Origin of the sequence: Enterobacter cloacae complex sp. ECNIH7 (genome assembly GCF_002208095.1) — a bacterium.
Lineage (GTDB): Bacteria > Pseudomonadota > Gammaproteobacteria > Enterobacterales > Enterobacteriaceae > Enterobacter > Enterobacter cloacae_M.
Genome location: NZ_CP017990.1, coordinates 1,917,353 through 1,934,724, shown reverse-complemented (window position 1 = coordinate 1,934,724; position 17,372 = coordinate 1,917,353). Strand labels below are relative to the sequence as shown.

The following is a 17,372-nucleotide window of genomic DNA, read 5'->3' as shown; positions in this document are numbered from 1 at the left end:
AACCTCTAAAAAAATACCGGCGATTAAGCCGGTATTTTATCTGGCGGGTGGCGATTCGCTTACCCGCCCCTTCTTAACAACTTACTTCGCCTTCAGCGCGAGCGGGTTCAGCTTCACGTCCTTATAGTAGTTCACCCACGAAGAGTATTTCTCCGGAGCGGACCACACGCGGTAGTGAAGACGCGCCATTGTCACCGGGTCGCTCAACAGTACCAGACGACGGTCGCGGTTGAGTTTTTCCGGGGTCTCGTTAAGCGCCTGCTCAACGTGACGATCGCGGGCAATCTCAAGCACCTGGCTGGCGCGGTGACGCGCCGTCGCCATTGCCGTTGCCAGGGCGTTGAATGACGGGTTAAACACGGCGTGCATGAAGCCGTCATCCAGCGAGCGACTGCGGTTCTGTTCCAGGTAACGATCGGTATCCACCAGCACCTGCGGCGGGGAATACTCTTCCGGGATCAGGAACAGTTTCCAGCGTTTGGTTCGCAGCCCCACCGTTGAACGGCTGGAAATCACGGAAACAAACGGCGACAGGATCAGCGAGAAGACAATCGGCGCCAGCCAGAACAGGAAGCGCAGATCCAGCCAGGCCATCCCGGCCGCCCACACCAGACCCAGCAGCAGCTGAGAACCGTGGCGCATAAAGGCTTCACCCCACGGAGTGGAGTCATCATCACGCTGCGGTGAGTTCCAGACCACTTCCCAGCCCAGGAACGCACTGACCACAAAAACGGTGTGGAACAGCATACGTACCGGCGCCAGCAGGACGGAGAACAGCACTTCCAGCAGCAGTGAAAGGGTTACGCGGAAGAAACCGCCGTACTCTTTCGAGCCTTTGCACCAGATCAGAATGATACTGAGCAGCTTAGGCAGGAACAGCAGCACCATGGTGGAGGCAAACAGCGCAATCGCCAGCTCCGGACGCCACTGCGGCCACACCGGGAACAGCTGCCGCGGTTGCAGGAAGTATTGCGGCTCCGTCAGGGCATGAACCACCTGTAAGGCAGTCGACAGCGCCAGGAACATAAACCACAGCGGTGCAGAGAGATAGGACATCACGCCGGTCAGGAATACCGCTCGGTGAACCGGGTGCATCCCTTTTACCAGGAACAGACGGAAGTTCATCAGGTTACCATGACACCAGCGGCGGTCACGCTTGAGCTCGTCCAGAAGGTTCGGCGGCAGCTCTTCGTACGATCCCGGCAGGTCGTAGGCAATCCAGACGCCCCAGCCAGCACGACGCATCAGCGCCGCTTCTACGAAGTCGTGCGACAGAATAGAACCGGCAAACGAACCCTCACCCGGCAGCGGCGCCAGCGCACAGTGCTCAATGAACGGCTTCACGCGGATAATGGCGTTGTGGCCCCAGTAGTGCGATTCACCCAACTGCCAGAAGTGCAGACCCGCCGTAAACAGCGGCCCGTAAACACGGGTGGCGAACTGCTGGCAGCGCGCATACAGCGTGTCCATACCGGACGCTTTTGGCGAAGACTGAATGATACCCGCGTTAGGGTTGGCTTCCATCAGGCGCACCAGACCGCTCAGGCAGTCTCCGCTCATGACGGAATCAGCATCCAGCACCACCATGTAGCTGTACTGGTTACCCCAGCGACGGCAGAAGTCATCGATGTTACCGCTTTTACGCTTCACACGACGACGGCGGCGGCGGTAGAAGATCTGGCCTTCGCCCTGCACTTCTGCAATCAGCTCCATCCACGCTTTTTGTTCCGCAACGCAGATATCCGGGTTGTAGCTGTCGCTCAGGATGTAAACGTCGAAATGCTCCGCGTTGCCGGTCGCCTTCACGGACTCCCAGGTCGCACGCAGGCCCGCAAATACGCGGTCAACGTCTTCGTTACAGATAGGCATAATCAGCGCGGTACGGTGCTCGGGATTGAGGGGTTCATCCCCGACCGTTGACGCTGAAATGCTGTATTTGTCACGCCCCATGAGCAGCTGCAGGAAGCCCATCAGCGCGGTCCAGAAACCGGCCGAGACCCAGCAGAAGAGGACCGCGAACAGCAGGAGAATGCCGCTCTGCAGGATATACGGCAGCAGCTGCATGAAGGAGACCCAGAGATCCTGGCCCATCATGTCCGTCGGATTGATAAACGCCCAGCCCTGGTAAGGCAGGATAGTTTTCATGTACCAGGTCGCGACGACCGTCTGCGCAAGCGTCAGAAGCAGCAGGATATAGCGACGGATTGTCCCGACGGTACGCCATTTCTGTTCGGACGCCTGCTCTTCTTTCGTCAGGCGCGACAGATAGCGCGGCGTCACATCACGCCCGCGCAGGCGATCCCAGAAGCGACCCACCGGGTTGGTGCGCCATGGATCGGGGAACATAGAGGAACGCGTAGCCTTCGGCATCGCCTGAAGCTGATCGCGTCCTTCATCGTCTTTAATCAACTGCCCTTCCGCCAGCGAGTCCGGCCAGGCCTGCTCCAGACGCGCCTTGACTGACCCAAGCGGCGTATCATCATCACGGGAAAACGTATGATGTTCACCATCCAGCGCGGTGTGAACCGCGCGGATGTCGCTCTTTGGCAGTGCCGCTTTTTCGATATCCGTCAGCGGCATGGCATCAATATATTCAGATGTATTATTCATTGGCAGGTAGCTGATAGCTCCAGGTTTCACTCAGCGGCTGATCGTTACTGACCAGCGCAGCACGCATTTCTGTGGTCTGTTTCGGATCTTTCACTTTCACGCGCAGGGTCAGACGCCAGCCTTTGGTTACCGGGTTGTAACGCACGGTATTCTCAACGATTTCACCGTTATCACCGATGCTGGCCTGAGCGGCAACGGCGGTGTCCGGTGACAGTTTCTTCATATCCTGGCCTGTGAAGTCCACGACAAACGCCACGGTACCGTCAGGCTGACGGATAAGATTAGACTGCTTCACATCACCCGTTGAGCGGCGAGTCTGCATTACATACGCGTTATCCGGCGCATGCAGCTTATCTTCGTCGCGGCTGAAGGTAATGGTGTACTTGAAGTTCATCTCTTTACCGGCTTCCGGCAGCTGATCCGGCGTCCAGTAAGCGACGATGTTATCGTTGGTTTCGTCGTTGGTTGGAATTTCTACCAGCTCGACCTTGCCTTTACCCCAGTCACCGTTTGGCGTGACCCAGGCGCTTGGACGCTGGTCATAGCGATCGTCCAAATCTTCAAAGCGGGAGAACTGACGACCACGCTGCAGCAGGCCAAAACCTTGCGGGTTTTCCATTGCGAAGCTGCTAACCGCCAGATGTTTCGGGTTATTCAGCGGACGCCAGATCCACTCACCGTTGCCGGCATGAATAGACAGACCGTTGGAGTCATGCAGTTCCGGGCGGAAGTTGGTTGCCGGTGACGGCTGGTTCGGCCCGAACAGGAACATACTGGTCAACGGCGCAACGCCCAGCTTGCCCACTTTATCACGCAGGTAAACCTTGGACTGCACGTCAACTACCGTGTCACGACCCGGCATAATCACAAAGCGATAGGCACCGGTTGCACGCGGGGAATCCAGGAGTGCATAAATGGTCAGACGCTTATCCGTTGGTTTTGGACGTTCAATCCAGAACTCACGGAAACGAGGGAACTCTTCACCTGATGGCAGCGCGGTATCAATAGCCAGACCGCGCGCAGAAAGCCCGTACACCTGCCCCGCGCCAATGACGCGGAAATAGCTGGCTCCAAGCATGCTGACGATTTCGTCGTTTTTATCTTTGCTGTTGATTGGGTAAAGCACCTTAAAGCCTGCGAAGCCCAGGTCTTTCACCGTATCTTTGTCGTGTTGCACATTGCCAAAATTGAAGTAATCCGGGCTGTACTTGATCTTACGTACCGCGGTTGCCGTCACTTCATTGATGGCAACAGGCGTGTCGAAGTACATACCCTGATGATAAAATTCAAGCTTGAACGGGGTTTTAATATTGCTCCAGTACGCTTTGTCGTGATTGAACTGGATCTGCTGATAGTCCGCATACTTCATGTCGCGGAAAACGGAGGGCAAGTTACTTTTCGGCGCTTCGTAGCTCTTGCCTGCCATCGATTTTGCCTGTTTTGCGACATCGTCGATGTTAAAGGCCAGTGCCGATGAGGTATACAGTGATAACACCACTGCAGCACCCAACCAACGCATTTTCATCATCTGTGGTTTATGTTTCATAATAAGTAAGCACTTCCCCCTTTGTGTGCTTATATCGATCCGATCCATTTTAATGGAAACTCAGGCAATCCGACAACATTATCACTGCTTTGTTCAGCTGCTGGCTCATGGATTAAGCAAATGAAAGAACCCGCTATTCACTTTGCGTGCTTATCCTGGAGACAGGGTGTCGGTCTTGGTGTAGGGTTGGCTTCGAATGTAACCATTATGAGTCTTAGGGATAAGACGAAAAGTCTGAGAATGCACAACGTTATATGAGCACAACACCAACAGAACGTGAATATTTCCTCGACTCGATCAGGGCCTGGCTGATGCTATTGGGGATCCCCTTTCACATTTCACTGATTTACTCCAGCCACACCTGGCATGTGAATAGCCAGATGCCCTCCTGGTGGCTGACGCTGTTTAATGACTTTATTCACGCCTTCCGTATGCAGGTGTTCTTCGTCATATCCGGCTATTTTTCTTACATGCTGTTTCTGCGATACCCCCTCAAGCGCTGGTGGAAAGTGCGCGTAGAGCGCGTGGGGATCCCCATGCTCACCGCAATTCCACTGCTGACGCTGCCTCAGTTCATTATGTTGCAATACGTCAAAGGCAAAGCGGAGAACTGGCCAAATCTGTCGCTGTATGAAAAGTACAATACGCTGGTCTGGGAGCTGGTGTCTCACCTGTGGTTCCTGCTGGTCCTTGTGGTGCTCACAACGGTGAGCCTGTTGATTTTCAGCCGCCTGCGCCACCGTCTGAGTACAAAAGCCGACACCTTCTTCGCCAACGTTACGATGGGCAAATTGTCAGTGCTCTTCTTGCTGTTGGGGATTGCCTATGCCGCCGTGCGCCGAACGCTGCTTATCGTCTACCCGCCGATTTTGAGCGACGGGTTATTTAATTTTGTGGTGATGCAGTCCCTGTTCTACATTCCATTCTTTTTAATCGGCGCGCTGGCCTTTATTCATCCGAAACTTAAGTCGCTGTTTGTCACCCCGTCACCGTGGTGCGCGCTGGGGGCAAGCCTCGCGTTCGCGGCCTATCTGCTGAATCAGCGCTACGGCAGCGGCGATGCCTGGATGTATGAAACGGAAAGCGTGATCACTATGCTGCTTGGGCTGTGGATGGTGAACGTGGTATTCGCGCTGGGCCACCGCTTGCTGAACTTTAAGTCCAGTCGCGTGACCTACTTCGTTAATGCGTCACTGTTTATCTATCTGGTGCATCATCCGTTGACGCTTTTCTTCGGGGCTTACATCACACCGCACATCGCTTCCAACACGCTGGGTTTTTTTACCGGGCTGGTGTTTGTTGTAGGGGTAGCAATCGTACTCTACGAAATCCATCTGCGGATCCCGCTCCTGCGCTTCCTCTTTTCAGGAAAACCACAGGCAAAAGCCTCATAAATCACGCGGCGCATCCGATGCGCCGCGTTTGCATCAGCTCTCCAGTTCTTGTCTGCGCTGAGTCAGAAGCCGCTGATAAAGATGCGTGGTGTCGTCGTCGAAACAGACAAAAATTACCTTCTCTGGCAGCGGTTTTAACGACAAATAGCGGTAAACCGTTTCTATGGCAATCGTTGCGGCAGCGGCCTTAGGATAACCATACACGCCGGTGCTGATGGCCGGAAACGCCATCGTTTTATAACCATTGTCGGCAGCCAGTCGCAGACAGTTCCGGTAAGCCTCTTCCAGAATACTCGCTTCGTGCTGATCCCCACCATGCCAGACAGGCCCTACGGCGTGAATTACCGCTCTCGCAGGCAGATTGCCCGCCAGCGTAATCACCGCGTGACCGGGAGGACATTCGCCCTGCTGTTGGCGCACGGTTTTACAGGCTTCCAGCAGCTGCGGTCCGGCAGCCCGGTGGATAGCCCCGTCCACGCCGCCCCCTCCCATCAGGGATGGATTGGCCGCATTGACGATGACGTCGACGTGCACTGTCGTAATATCGCCATGAATAATTTCAATTTGCGGTTTCATAAAGCCCCTCTGCAACCCGCCATTTTCTTAAGTGTATCGCAGAGGAGACCGGGAGAAAAAACTATCAGAAAAAATCCTCTTTCACCGCAGGGCGCGAGAACGCGCACTAGCGATACTGGATTTCGACAACCGCGAGCGTTTTTTCAGGATTAAGGTATTTCATATTGAGCGTTGCCAGGTTTGAGTCGCTCACTTTCCCGTTAAGCGCCTCTGTATAGCTGACCATACGCGTTTGCATTACGGTTATTATTTGGACATGACATTGCAATCTGTTGCTTCTGGGGGGCGACTTCACAGGGGTCTGCAACAATAGCACCGCGGAAATGAATGACGCCACCGTCAACAACCGTGGCCGAATAAGCCGGGATACTCAAAGCAGAAACGACCAGACCCAGACCTGCCACGAGTCGAGCAAAATAGTTGTTCATTATAGGTACTCCTCAAAGAAAATCGTCCATGAGGGGTAAACGCGCTTCATTTATTAGGGCAAACGAAGTTTCACGTTACGGAACATAACGACCAGGTCCGTGATATCAGCATAGCTCAACGGTACAGACCCGCCATATTCTCAACATATTGATTTCATGAATGTTTAGAGCGAGCGTTCCGTTGGCGACCACTGTTGTGATAAATGTAGCGATTTACCGTCTGAAACGGTGACAACGATTTTCACCGTGTCTCCCGCGCTAATATTTAAACTCAGGCGCATTAAATCAATCGTCTGATTAGCGGGTATAAAAAGTGTGTTTTGCTGCCGGGAAGAACTTTGTCCCCCCTGCCCTTCTCGTAAAGACACAATCTGAACCTGACAATCACACGACTGCGCCAGAGTGACCTGAGGAATAATGGTGGTCATATTTTCCTGCTGTGACGTTTTGAAGGTGATCTGGCTGGAAAGCGCGGCAAGGAGAATTAAGGTATTCATGATGAACTCCCGAAAAAAAACAGGGCATCAGCCCTGTTTTTTTGTAGCACAGATTTCAGTATCAGTACTGATGAGCTGTCGCGTGGTTACCAAAACCGATCTGGGTCACGTTGACAGTCGAGTTGGAAGCAGTCTGGTCTACGAGTGCACCGTTAAAGCCGCCGGACTGGCTAACGTTCATAACGGATTTTTTACTGTTCCACTGATCAAGTGTCGCACTGTTGCCAAAACCTTTCTGGGACAGGTTGATTTTACTATCATCAGAACCCTGACCAACGTCAGCGCCGTTACCGCCACCTTTCTGGCTAATATTCAGGACAGAATTTCTGGCGTCTGTCTGCAGAGCTACCGCTGAGTTACCGCCACCGTCCTGATAAATATTCAGGGTGGAATTTGGGCCACTGTATCCGCCATGACCATGTCCATGACCCCAGCCGCCCTGATTAATAGAACCCGCCATAGCACTACCAGAAACTACGATTGCTGCAAGCGCTGCCACTTTGAGAAATTTCATGGTAAACCCCCATCGGATTGATTAAAGTCGTCGCCAACGCGCTAATGTTGAATAACGTTAATCGCCATTTGCGACTGTTTCTGCACTACAACTGCGGTTTTCTGCGTACCGTACTGCGTAATATTTGCTCTATTACCCGACCCTTTCTGGATAATTTTCGCGCTATTACCGTATCCATCTTGCGTAATACCTGCATCATTCGCGTTACCGCTCTGATCGATCCAGGCAATATTGTAACCCCCTGATTGATCAACTCTCGCTCTGTTACCTACCCCATCCTGGGATACAATGGATAAGAGTCTTGAACCTTCCTGGCTAACCTCAGCGTTATTGAAAACGCCCCGTTGACCAATAATGGCTGCCTGATTTAGTGATGAAAGACTTAATTCGTTAACCGCAAAGTTATATTCAGAATTTGCCAAATCTGAATTCGCTGCGGTTACAAATCCAGGCGCACCCAGTAATGTAAACATCATAATTAACGATGCGTTTTTCATGTTGTCACCCTGGACCTGGCTATTTAATCGTGCCATAACCCTTTAACAATGTTACTTGTTAAAACGACTCGTATTGTGTTAACGCGTCGTTACGGTGAAGAGTATGTCCGCTGAAACATTTTAAATATCTCACCCACGCGGCTTATTTTTATTTATCGGCTCACCACAAAGTCGTAATTTACCTCAAAAATCACTTTAATCAGGCCAGCTTATATTTTTTATTAAAGGTGTATTGCGGAAGACTTGTACAACGACACGAAGGCTGTCCACGCTTCCTCCCGGGTTGTTTAAACGTAACGGCAGGAGAACATTTTTCTCAACGCGTGACACGAAGCCTCTTTTCTTAAGCCAGACAGTCACTCATTCGTGGGCTTAGAAATTATCTGAAACTCATACTTAATTATCGCTTGACAAAAATAAAAAATAATTTTAAAAATCAAGCTATTAAAAATATTTGTATGATTTTTAAAATCTGTGCATCTCTATTTATGTGTACAACTTTCTCATCAATTATTGCCATTCCAAACAACCTAATTTCACAAATTAATATTGATTTTTACATCCTGTTACATGTTTAACACTTGCTTTAAACTTCGTAAAAGCTAGATTGAAATTAGATGTACGAAATTGGTTTTATATTTACCTCCCTGTGGAGGTTATGGTCTGATTCTACACACAGCAGTGCAACATCTGTCAGTACTTCTGGTGTCCTCTTTTAAACAGGAGGACAGCTGCCAGGTGCCAAAAAAAAAGTGGGGTTTCATCATGTATAATGAAGTCCATAGTTTACATGGTCATACATTACTGTTGATCACAAAACCTTCTTTGCAAGCGACAGCTTTATTACAACATTTAAAGCAATCATTATCACTGAACGGGAAATTGCATAATATTCAACGTTCTTTTGATGATATTGCACCTGGCAGCATCATTCTTTTCGATATGATGGAAGCTGATAAAAAGCTTATCCATTACTGGCAAGATATTTTAAGCAGGAAAAACAATAATATCCGCGTGCTATTGTTGAATACGCCTGATGAATATCCTTTCAGAGATATTGAAAGCTGGCCGCATATCAATGGCGTGTTCTACGTCACGGAAGAAGAAGACCGGGTAGTAGAGGGGCTGCAAGGTATATTGCGCGGAGAGTGTTATTTTTCGCAAAAGCTTGCCAGCTATCTCATCACGCACTCCGGAAATTATCGCTATAACAGCTCAGAGTCAGCCCTGCTCACGCACCGTGAGAAAGAGATCCTGAACAAGTTACGCATTGGTGCTTCAAATATTGAAATCGCCCGTTCGTTATTTATCAGCGAAAATACGGTAAAGACGCACCTTTATAATCTTTTCAAGAAGATAGCTGTGAAAAACCGAACTCAGGCTGTTTCGTGGGCAAACGATAACCTCAGGCGTTAATCACATGAAGCGCACGTTGAGTTGGATCGCCGCAGCGAGTTTCCTGCTCGCTGCCGGGAATCTGAGGGCCGTCGAGGTCGAAGTTCCCGGATTGTTAACAGACCACACTGTCTCATCGGTCGGGCACACTTTTTACCGTGCCTTCAGTGACAAATGGGACAGTACCTACACGGGTAATATAACAATCAACGAGCGGCCCAGTGCACGATGGGGAAGTTGGATAACAATAACGGCTAATCAGAACGTTATTTATCAAACGTTTTTATTCCCGACCAAAATAGACTTCGATAAAAACGTCGTCTTAGCACTGGAACAATCAGAAGACGCTATTAATCGCCTGCAAATAGATAAAGCCCTATTAAGCACCAGCGATTTAGCAAAAGACGAGTTCTAGCGAACCGATATGCGGAGGCTGTCATGCGTATTGCATATGCAGTTGTTTCGATAATGCTGATAACACCCATCAGCTGGGCCGGAAACATGACGTTTCAGTTCCGTAACCCTAACTTTGGCGGTAACCCTAATAACGGCGCATTCCTGCTGAACGAAGCCCAGGCGCAAAACTCCTATAAGGATCCGAGCTTAAAGGATTTTAGCATTGATACCCCGTCTGCACTGGACAACTTCACGCAGGCCATCCAGTCGCAGATTTTAGGTGGGTTACTGACCAACATTAATACCGGTAAACCCGGCCGGATGGTGACCAACGACTTTATCGTTGATATCGCCAACACGGACGGACAGCTTCAGTTGAACGTAACCGATCGTAAAACCGGAAGAATCTCCACCATTCAGGTTTCCGGTCTACAAAGTAATTCAACTGACTTTTAAACAATAGCTAAATAAGGACAACGATCATGCAGCGCTTCCTGATATTTGTTGCAGTGTGCTTATTGAGCGGTTGTTTAACTGCTCCACCTAAAGAAGCTGCAAAACCTACATTAATGCCTCGGGCCCAGAGTTATCGTGATTTAACGCATTTACCTGCTCCAACGGGGAAAATATTTGTCTCCGTATACAACATTCAGGATGAAACCGGGCAATTTAAACCTTACCCGGCAAGTAACTTCTCCACGGCCGTGCCGCAAAGCGCCACCGCGATGCTGGTTACCGCGCTCAAGGATTCGCACTGGTTTATTCCGCTGGAACGTCAGGGTCTCCAGAACCTGTTGAATGAACGGAAAATCATTCGCGCCGCACAGGAAAATGGTACCGTCGCGGCCAATAACCGAACGCCTCTGGAATCTCTGGCAGCAGCGAACGTGATGATTGAAGGATCGATTATTGGCTACGAAAGTAACGTTAAATCAGGTGGTGCGGGAGCACGTTACTTCGGTATCGGTGCGGATACCCAGTATCAGCTCGACCAAATCGCCGTTAACCTGCGTGTGGTTAACGTCAGTACAGGCGAAGTGCTCTCTTCAGTGAACACCAGCAAAACCATTCTGTCTTATGAAGTTCAGGCTGGGGTATTCCGCTTCATCGATTACCAGCGTTTGCTGGAAGGTGAAATCGGCTACACCTCTAACGAGCCGGTCATGATGTGCCTGATGTCAGCCATTGAAACCGGCGTGATCTACTTAATTAACGACGGTATAGACCGCGGGCTGTGGGATCTGCAAAACAAAGCAGACGTGCAGAACCCGATTCTGGTGAAATACCGCGATATGTCAGTCCCTCCGGAATCCTGACAGGAAGCGCATAAAAAAGGCGAGATGATTATCTCGCCTTTTTTTTATTCGCTCACCGCCGTGATGCTTTGCGCTTTTTCCCGCCGCGACGCCAGCCATAGACCGCTGTTTTTCATGGCATAGCCAAACAGCAATCCCAGCGCCAGGGAGGGAACCACCAGCTTCCAGTCCCCCTGCCCTGCAAAGGTCGCACATGCCCCCATAAAGGTTCCCGGCACAAATGAAAGCAGCAGATGCCTGGCCTGGATGCACATTAAAAAGGCGACGACACCCGTCATGACATATCCCAGGATTTCCAGATGCGGTGCCAGCGCGCTGCCCTTCACGATCACCAGCGCCCAGATAACACCGCTCATCAGCGTGCAGCCAGAGATAAAGAGCCCTTTGACGCCCCCCTGCGGACAGGCGAAATAGGCGGTACAGCCGAGGAACCCGGCCCAGCTGAGCAATCCGAGAGACACGGCAACCCATCCCCAGAGTCCAGAGAGAATACCTGTCGTTATTGCGATACAAAGTAATATGTTCATGGCGCGCATCTTAGCAGAAGCGCACCATAGAAATGAGATCAGCAGCACATTACGTGCAAGTAGGAATGTTGAGTTGCAGAATTTATGTGATCTGAATCACTCTTCGTTTTCTTCTTCCAGCTCATCCCACATTGCCGCGATAGCGTCGCGGGTCAGCGGGGCCAGCGTTCTCCAGAATGGCGAGGTGGCATGCGCTTCGACTTTACCCAGGAATGTCCCGACCCACGGCAGCAGGTACGTTTCGAACAGGGTTTCAATGGCGTCGTTCTCATCATCACCAGCGTTGTCTTCGATCCAGGACGCCGCCAGCAGCAGCGTACCGATATGATCGGCCGGCGTATCGCTCAGCGGCATACCGCGCGTGGAGAGGAACGCGCGGACTTCCGCTTCCGTTGCCCCTTCCTGCCAGGCTGAACGGTATGGCGAAACGCGGCACTCATCGCCGACGAACAGCGCATTGTAGTCCGTCGCGATCTGCTGCATGTCGCAGCTTTTTTGCAGACGTTCCAGTAAATCATCCTGTTCCAGCGGCCAGTTCTGCGCCAGTTTGCCTTCACGAATTAACGTAAAGAGCGGAACCAACAGCGGGTCTTGCGGCTGGCGATAATAGAGCGTACCCAGCACGCGGCAGAGGATGGAAAACTCGTTCATTTTTATGATTCCATTACACAATTAAAGATCGGCAAATTCGGCAATCGGCTCCATTCCGCGCGACTCGAGGAAATCGAGCATGCGGCGTGGGGTCACGTTCAGGATTTGCGCTTCCGGGAAGTTAACATCATTCAGCACTTTCAGGCACTCGCTGAAATCACCCAGCGTAAACGCGGTATGAGAGTCTGATCCCAGCGCCACCATGCCACCCGCGTCACGCACGGCGGCCGCCACGTCGCGACAGTTGGCTTCGCTGCCCTTACGCGAGTGAACAAAGGAGGAGTTATTAATCTCCAGCGCCACGCGGTGCTTCGCTGCCGCCTGCGCGACAGCCTGAATATCAATCGGATACTTCGGGTTACCGGGATGGCTGATAATGTGCACATTGCCGCTGGCAATGGTGGCAATCATCGCCGCGGTGTTGGTGTCTTTATCCTGAGGAGGGAAAACCGGCTCATGGAAACCGGCGAGGATAAGGTCAAGAGACGTCAGCATCGGGCCGGTGCAGTCGATCTCACCGTCGGTATTTTTGATGTTCGCCTCAATGCCGCGCAGTATCCCAATACCGTCCACCAGGCGTGGCCAGATCCGCATATTCACAAAATGCCAGTAGTGCGGCGCATCCGCCATGTCCGGGCCATGATCGGTGATCGCGAACAGCTTGATGCCTTTAAGCTTCGCCTGGGCGATATAATCATGGAGGTTGCTATACGCGTGGGTGCTGGCGACGGTGTGCATATGCAGGTCAACGGGATACATCTCTCTCTCCTCTGCGGTTTTTCCAAAGGATAGCAGTTATCAGCGGCGAATATTAGCAAAAACCCGGCGAACGCCGGGTTTCTCTCAGTAGCCGCGCTGTCTGTCGACCTGTCCGGTGACCGCGTTACCCTTTTCCATTTCGCTGATGGTATGGGATATATACGCCACCGCTTCTGCCGGACGCGTCACGGCAGCCACGTGCGGGGTCATCGCGACGCGTGGATGCGACCACAGCGGGCTTTCCGCGGGCAGCGGCTCACGGCTATAGACATCCAGCATGGCGCCTTTGAGCTTTCCGCTTTCCAGCGCCTTCAGCAGATCGCCTTCCACGACATGGACCCCGCGCGCAAGGTTCATTAAATAGCTCTGCTCGGCTAACTGGTTCAGGAGAGTACTATTGATAATGCCCACCGTTTCGGCGGTATTAGGCAGCAGGTTAATAAGCACACGCGTGCCTTTCAGAAAGGACGGAAGCTCATCCGTTCCGGCAAAGCTCTCTACGCCCGGATAATTCTTGCGGCTGCGGCTCCAGCAGCGTAGCGGGAAGCCCCACGGAGCGAGTGCTTCTGCCACTTTTGAGCCGAGCACACCCGCGCCGAGGATCCCAACGGTAAAATCTTCATGTCGATAATCCGGCAGCGGCTCCCAGTGGGATTGCTGTTTAAAGGCCTGATAATCGTCGAAGCGGCGGAACCAGTGCAGCACCTGGCTCACGGCATACTCCTGCATCTGCTGGCCCATTCCCGTATCTTCGAGACGGAACAACGGAATATTTTCAGGCAGCATTTCTGGGTGCGCTTTCAGTTTACTGAGGATCGAATCAACGCCCGCCCCCAGCGCGAAAACCGCCTTCAGTTTGCGCCCCTGTAGCATCTCAACCGGCGGGTGCCAGACCAGCGCATAATCAGCATGTTCATTATCGCCACGCTTCCACTCGCGTACGCGTGCTCCGGGCAGCGCCGCCGAAAGTGCGTCAATCCAGTAAGCGGTATCAAATGTAGGGTGATAGAAGAGAATATCCATGGTCATTCCTGCCTCTTATTGCACTGTTTTGTTTTCGTTTTCAAGTGGATTGCCAGCATAACAAATTTATCAGGAAACCGCGTTGCTGATAAAAGAGGCGCTTTGTGCACATTTAGGAGTCAGGTTGCTTGAAGTTTGTCTAAACGCGCTAAATTACTGAAAAAGTGAGTTGACGGCAGTTCGGCTTTTCCTTACATTAGCGCCCGTCCCGGCAACAACGGGATGACAATATGGTGAGGTGTCCGAGTGGCTGAAGGAGCACGCCTGGAAAGTGTGTATACGGCAACGTATCGGGGGTTCGAATCCCCCCCTCACCGCCATATTTAAGATGAGAGCTCGTACGAAAGTACGGGCTTTTTTCTTTTATATTCTCCGAAAAGGGGGGATGAGAACCCCCGACCGGGGTTCGACAACTGGCGACAGCCAGTTGGACAGACTGAGAGCGCAGCGAACAGGCTGCCCGTAGGGCGAGCGAAGCGAGTCAATCCCCCCCCTCACCGCCATATTTAAAGAAGAGCTCGCATGAAAATGCGGGCTTTTTTTTTTCGCATGTTGCACGCCTCTGGGGGGATGAGAATCCCCTGGTGCTATATGCAGCTCGGTGCGGCCTGAGCCCCTCACCCTTCCCCTCTCCCCAGGGGAGAGGGAAGTATTACTCTTCCACCATCCGCGCATACTCTTCGGTCAGAAAATCCACCAGCGTCCTGACCGACGGCAGCAGGCCGCGCCGCGAAGGATAAACCGCGTGAATCACTTCCCGCCGGGGTTCCCACGCGTTGAGCACCCGTACCAGTTCCCCTGACGCCAGCTGGTCCTTGACCATCAAAATCGGCAGTTGCACCACGCCGATGCCGGCCATGGCAGCTTCACGTAGCGCCAGCATATCGGTGGTAATCAATCGGGGGTGGTAATGGATCTCCGCTTTGGCACCTCCGGGACCTGACAGCGCCCATTTATGAATATGTTTCCCCTCGTTCATGCTTAACCCGGGCCAGGCACTGAGTTCAGATGGCACAACGGGTTCGCCCAGGCGTTGAATTAAGGCCGGACCGGCGACCAGACAATGACCCCTGTCAGCCAGCACCCTTAAAACCAGGTCGCTGTCATCAAACGGACGCGGGCGTACGCGGATAGCGATATCAACCCCCTCACCCACCAGGTCTACCCGCCGGTTGGTCGCCTCAAGCTGAAGATTGATCCCGGGGTAGCGCGCCATAAATCTGGCCAGCATCGGACCCACGTGGACATGCAACAGAGTTATTGGGCACGTAATTCTGACAACACCGCGCGGTTCAGCCTGCAGTGCCGCAACGGCTTCCTCCGCGGCCTCGGCCTCTACCATCATCGCTTTACAGTGCTGGTAGAAGGTCTGCCCGACCTCGGTCACCGTAAACTGTCGGGTTGTTCGGTGGATAAGCCGCACGCCAAGGCGTTCTTCCAGCTGCGCTATCCGGCGGCTTAGCCTGGACTTTGGCAGATCAAGCGCCCTTCCCGCCGCGGCAAAGCCACCGTAGTCCACCACCTTCACAAACCAGACGAAGTCATTGAGATCCTGCATAAATCCTCATCGTTCCATTTTCAGAACAGTGAATGCCATTTTCACTATCTACCGGGATATTAACTCTGAATATAAGCTAATTACATCAACAGAACATCAGGAGTTAATCATGAAAAACGTAACAGGCGTTTATACCGCTCCCCGCCAGCACTGGGTTGGCGATGGTTTCCCGGTCCGTTCAATGTTCTCTTATCAGACGCACGGCGAGCCGCTGAGCCCGTTCCTGCTGCTGGACTACGCGGGCCCGTACACCTTTCCGGCCGATGGGGCGAAACGCGGCGTAGGCCAACACCCTCACCGGGGTTTTGAAACGGTCACCATCGTCTATTCCGGTGAAGTGGAGCATCGCGATTCTACGGGCAAAGGCGGCGTCATTGGCCCCGGCGACGTGCAGTGGATGACGGCAGGTGCAGGCATTTTGCACGAGGAGTTCCACTCCAGCGCGTTCTCGCAGAAAGGCGGAGAACTGAAAATGATGCAGCTTTGGGTCAACCTGCCGGCCAAAGACAAGATGGCGGCTCCGGGCTACCAGAGCATTACGAAGGATGCGATCCCGACCGTGACGCTACCGGACAACAGCGGTTCGCTGCGGGTCATTGCCGGTCGCTACGAGGCTGTAACCGGCCCGGCGCACACCTTCTCCCCGCTCAACGTCTGGGACATTGCGCTGAACCAGGGAAGCCACCTGACGCTCAATCTGCCCGAAGGCTGGAGCACCGCGCTGGTCGTGCTTGAAGGCAACATCACGGTGAACGGCACAACGCAGGCGGGTGAAGCTCAGCTGGTCGTATTGAGCCAGGAAGGCGACAAACTGCACCTGGAGACGAACAGCGATGCCAAAGTGCTGCTGATGGCCGGCGAGCCGCTGAATGAACCCATCGTGGGCTATGGCCCGTTTGTGATGAACAGTAAAAGCGAAATCAACGAAGCCATTCGTGATTTTAACTCCGGCCGCTTCGGCCAGATCTGAACATAATAAAGGAAAAGATAATGTCTACACCTGCGAATTTTAATGGCACACGTCCGGTTATTGATGTGAACGATGCGGTGATGTTGCTTATCGATCACCAGAGCGGTCTGTTCCAGACCGTTGGGGATATGCCAATGCCGGAACTGCGCGCCCGTGCGGCTGCGCTGGCAAAAATCGCTACCCTGGCGAAGATCCCGGTGATCACCACCGCGTCCGTCCCACAGGGACCGAACGGACCGCTTATCCCGGAGATCCACGCCAACGCGCCGCATGCGCAGTATGTTGCCCGTAAAGGCGAGATCAACGCCTGGGATAACCCGGAGTTTGTGGCGGCGGTGAAAGCGACAGGGCGTAAGACGTTAATTATCGCGGGCACAATCACCAGCGTCTGCATGGCTTTCCCGTCAATCAGCGCGGTGGCGGACGGCTATAAAGTGTTTGCGGTGATTGATGCCTCCGGTACCTACAGCAAAATGGCGCAGGAGATCACCCTGGCGCGCGTGGTGCAGGCCGGCGTGGTCCCGATGGATACGGCGGCGGTAGCCTCCGAGATCCAGCGAACCTGGAACCGTGAGGACGCGGCTGAGTGGGCTGAGGTGTATACCCACATCTTCCCGGCTTACCGGCTGTTGATCGAAAGCTACGGCAAAGCACAGGAAGTGGTTAAAAACAGCGAAGTGCTCGATTCACAGCGTTAATCCTCTGCTCCACGACG

18 protein-coding genes, 1 tRNA gene, 1 other RNA gene and 1 pseudogene are annotated in these 17,372 nt (G+C 52.7%); 9 read left to right on the top strand and 12 right to left on the bottom strand.

The genetic code is table 11. The features are described from left to right. Positions 1-81 precede the first annotated feature (81 nt). The gene (gene mdoH / locus WM95_RS09560; protein WP_023311116.1) at positions 82-2,610 is read right to left on the bottom strand and encodes a glucans biosynthesis glucosyltransferase MdoH; all 2,529 of its coding nucleotides are present in this window, start codon (positions 2,608-2,610) and stop codon (positions 82-84) included. Beyond that, positions 2,603-4,156 (bottom strand): glucans biosynthesis protein MdoG, encoded by a 1,554-nt coding sequence (mdoG, locus tag WM95_RS09555; RefSeq protein ID WP_021240787.1) that lies wholly within the window; start codon positions 4,154-4,156, stop codon positions 2,603-2,605. The genes mdoH and mdoG overlap by 8 nt, the downstream gene beginning before the upstream one ends. 254 nt (positions 4,157-4,410) lie before the next feature. Here mdoG and mdoC point away from each other — a divergent pair, with 254 nt between their 5' ends. Continuing rightward, complete coding sequence (gene mdoC, locus WM95_RS09545) at positions 4,411-5,550, top strand: glucans biosynthesis protein MdoC (RefSeq protein ID WP_023311114.1); 1,140 nt, start codon at positions 4,411-4,413, stop codon at positions 5,548-5,550. Between the two features lie 33 nt (positions 5,551-5,583). Here mdoC and ymdB read toward each other — a convergent pair whose 3' ends face one another. The 5 genes and pseudogenes from ymdB to csgB form a co-directional block, all read right to left on the bottom strand. Further along, positions 5,584-6,126, bottom strand: a complete 543-nt coding sequence (ymdB, locus tag WM95_RS09540; RefSeq protein WP_063408629.1) for an O-acetyl-ADP-ribose deacetylase — start codon at positions 6,124-6,126, stop codon at positions 5,584-5,586. A gap of 106 nt (positions 6,127-6,232) precedes the next feature. Then, positions 6,233-6,554 (bottom strand): annotated as a pseudogene (locus WM95_RS09535) (type 1 fimbrial protein). 164 nt (positions 6,555-6,718) lie between these two features. Continuing rightward, on the bottom strand, positions 6,719-7,051 hold the full coding sequence (gene csgC, locus WM95_RS09530) for a curli assembly chaperone CsgC (RefSeq protein WP_023311111.1): 333 nt from the start codon (positions 7,049-7,051) through the stop codon (positions 6,719-6,721). Between the two features lie 61 nt (positions 7,052-7,112). Continuing rightward, on the bottom strand, positions 7,113-7,565 hold the full coding sequence (csgA, locus tag WM95_RS09525) for a curli major subunit CsgA (protein WP_023311110.1): 453 nt from the start codon (positions 7,563-7,565) through the stop codon (positions 7,113-7,115). Positions 7,566-7,606: 41 nt separating this feature from the next. Further along, positions 7,607-8,062 (bottom strand): curli minor subunit CsgB, encoded by a 456-nt coding sequence (gene csgB / locus WM95_RS09520; RefSeq protein ID WP_023311109.1) that lies wholly within the window; start codon positions 8,060-8,062, stop codon positions 7,607-7,609. Between the two features lie 765 nt (positions 8,063-8,827). Here csgB and csgD point away from each other — a divergent pair. The 4 genes from csgD to csgG are packed head-to-tail and all read left to right on the top strand — an operon-like array spanning position 8,828 to position 11,169. Further along, positions 8,828-9,478 carry a biofilm master transcriptional regulator CsgD gene (gene csgD, locus WM95_RS09515; protein ID WP_021240790.1) on the top strand — a complete coding sequence of 217 codons (651 nt, stop codon included), beginning with the start codon at positions 8,828-8,830 and terminating at the stop codon, positions 9,476-9,478. 4 nt (positions 9,479-9,482) lie between these two features. After that, a complete protein-coding gene (gene csgE / locus WM95_RS09510) occupies positions 9,483-9,872 on the top strand; it encodes a curli production assembly/transport protein CsgE (protein ID WP_023311107.1) in 390 nt (129 codons plus the stop codon). A 23-nt stretch (positions 9,873-9,895) separates the two neighbouring features. Then, complete coding sequence (gene csgF / locus WM95_RS09505) at positions 9,896-10,309, top strand: curli production assembly/transport protein CsgF (protein WP_023311106.1); 414 nt, start codon at positions 9,896-9,898, stop codon at positions 10,307-10,309. 26 nt (positions 10,310-10,335) lie between these two features. Beyond that, positions 10,336-11,169 carry a curli production assembly/transport protein CsgG gene (gene csgG / locus WM95_RS09500; protein ID WP_024908984.1) on the top strand — a complete coding sequence of 278 codons (834 nt, stop codon included), beginning with the start codon at positions 10,336-10,338 and terminating at the stop codon, positions 11,167-11,169. A 44-nt stretch (positions 11,170-11,213) separates the two neighbouring features. On the opposite strand, the gene WM95_RS09495 is transcribed toward csgG, so the two are convergent. The 4 genes from WM95_RS09495 to ghrA all read right to left on the bottom strand — a co-directional run bounded on the left by WM95_RS09495 (position 11,214) and on the right by ghrA (position 14,129). Further along, entirely contained in the window at positions 11,214-11,696 is a 483-nt protein-coding gene (locus WM95_RS09495) for a DUF1097 domain-containing protein (protein WP_074166048.1), read from the bottom strand. Between the two features lie 96 nt (positions 11,697-11,792). Next, positions 11,793-12,347: a TorD/DmsD family molecular chaperone gene (locus tag WM95_RS09490; protein WP_023311103.1), complete on the bottom strand. Its 555-nt coding sequence runs from the start codon at positions 12,345-12,347 to the stop codon at positions 11,793-11,795. A gap of 21 nt (positions 12,348-12,368) precedes the next feature. Then, positions 12,369-13,106, bottom strand: coding sequence for a phosphatase (locus WM95_RS09485; protein WP_047174857.1), 738 nt, complete (start codon positions 13,104-13,106; stop codon positions 12,369-12,371). A gap of 84 nt (positions 13,107-13,190) precedes the next feature. Then, positions 13,191-14,129 carry a glyoxylate/hydroxypyruvate reductase GhrA gene (ghrA, locus tag WM95_RS09480; RefSeq protein WP_063407978.1) on the bottom strand — a complete coding sequence of 313 codons (939 nt, stop codon included), beginning with the start codon at positions 14,127-14,129 and terminating at the stop codon, positions 13,191-13,193. 232 nt (positions 14,130-14,361) lie between these two features. Here ghrA and WM95_RS09475 point away from each other — a divergent pair. Further along, a tRNA-Ser gene (locus WM95_RS09475) sits at positions 14,362-14,449 on the top strand. 45 nt (positions 14,450-14,494) lie between these two features. Continuing rightward, a non-coding RNA gene (locus WM95_RS27840) (RtT sRNA) lies at positions 14,495-14,632 on the top strand. A gap of 149 nt (positions 14,633-14,781) precedes the next feature. Here WM95_RS27840 and WM95_RS09470 read toward each other — a convergent pair. Continuing rightward, on the bottom strand, positions 14,782-15,687 hold the full coding sequence (locus WM95_RS09470; protein WP_063407979.1) for a LysR family transcriptional regulator: 906 nt from the start codon (positions 15,685-15,687) through the stop codon (positions 14,782-14,784). 109 nt (positions 15,688-15,796) lie between these two features. Between WM95_RS09470 and WM95_RS09465 the strand changes: the two genes are divergently transcribed. Then, positions 15,797-16,657: a pirin family protein gene (locus WM95_RS09465; protein WP_063407980.1), complete on the top strand. Its 861-nt coding sequence runs from the start codon at positions 15,797-15,799 to the stop codon at positions 16,655-16,657. A 20-nt stretch (positions 16,658-16,677) separates the two neighbouring features. Beyond that, positions 16,678-17,355, top strand: a complete 678-nt coding sequence (locus WM95_RS09460) for an isochorismatase family protein (RefSeq protein WP_045326921.1) — start codon at positions 16,678-16,680, stop codon at positions 17,353-17,355. Positions 17,356-17,372 lie beyond the last annotated feature (17 nt).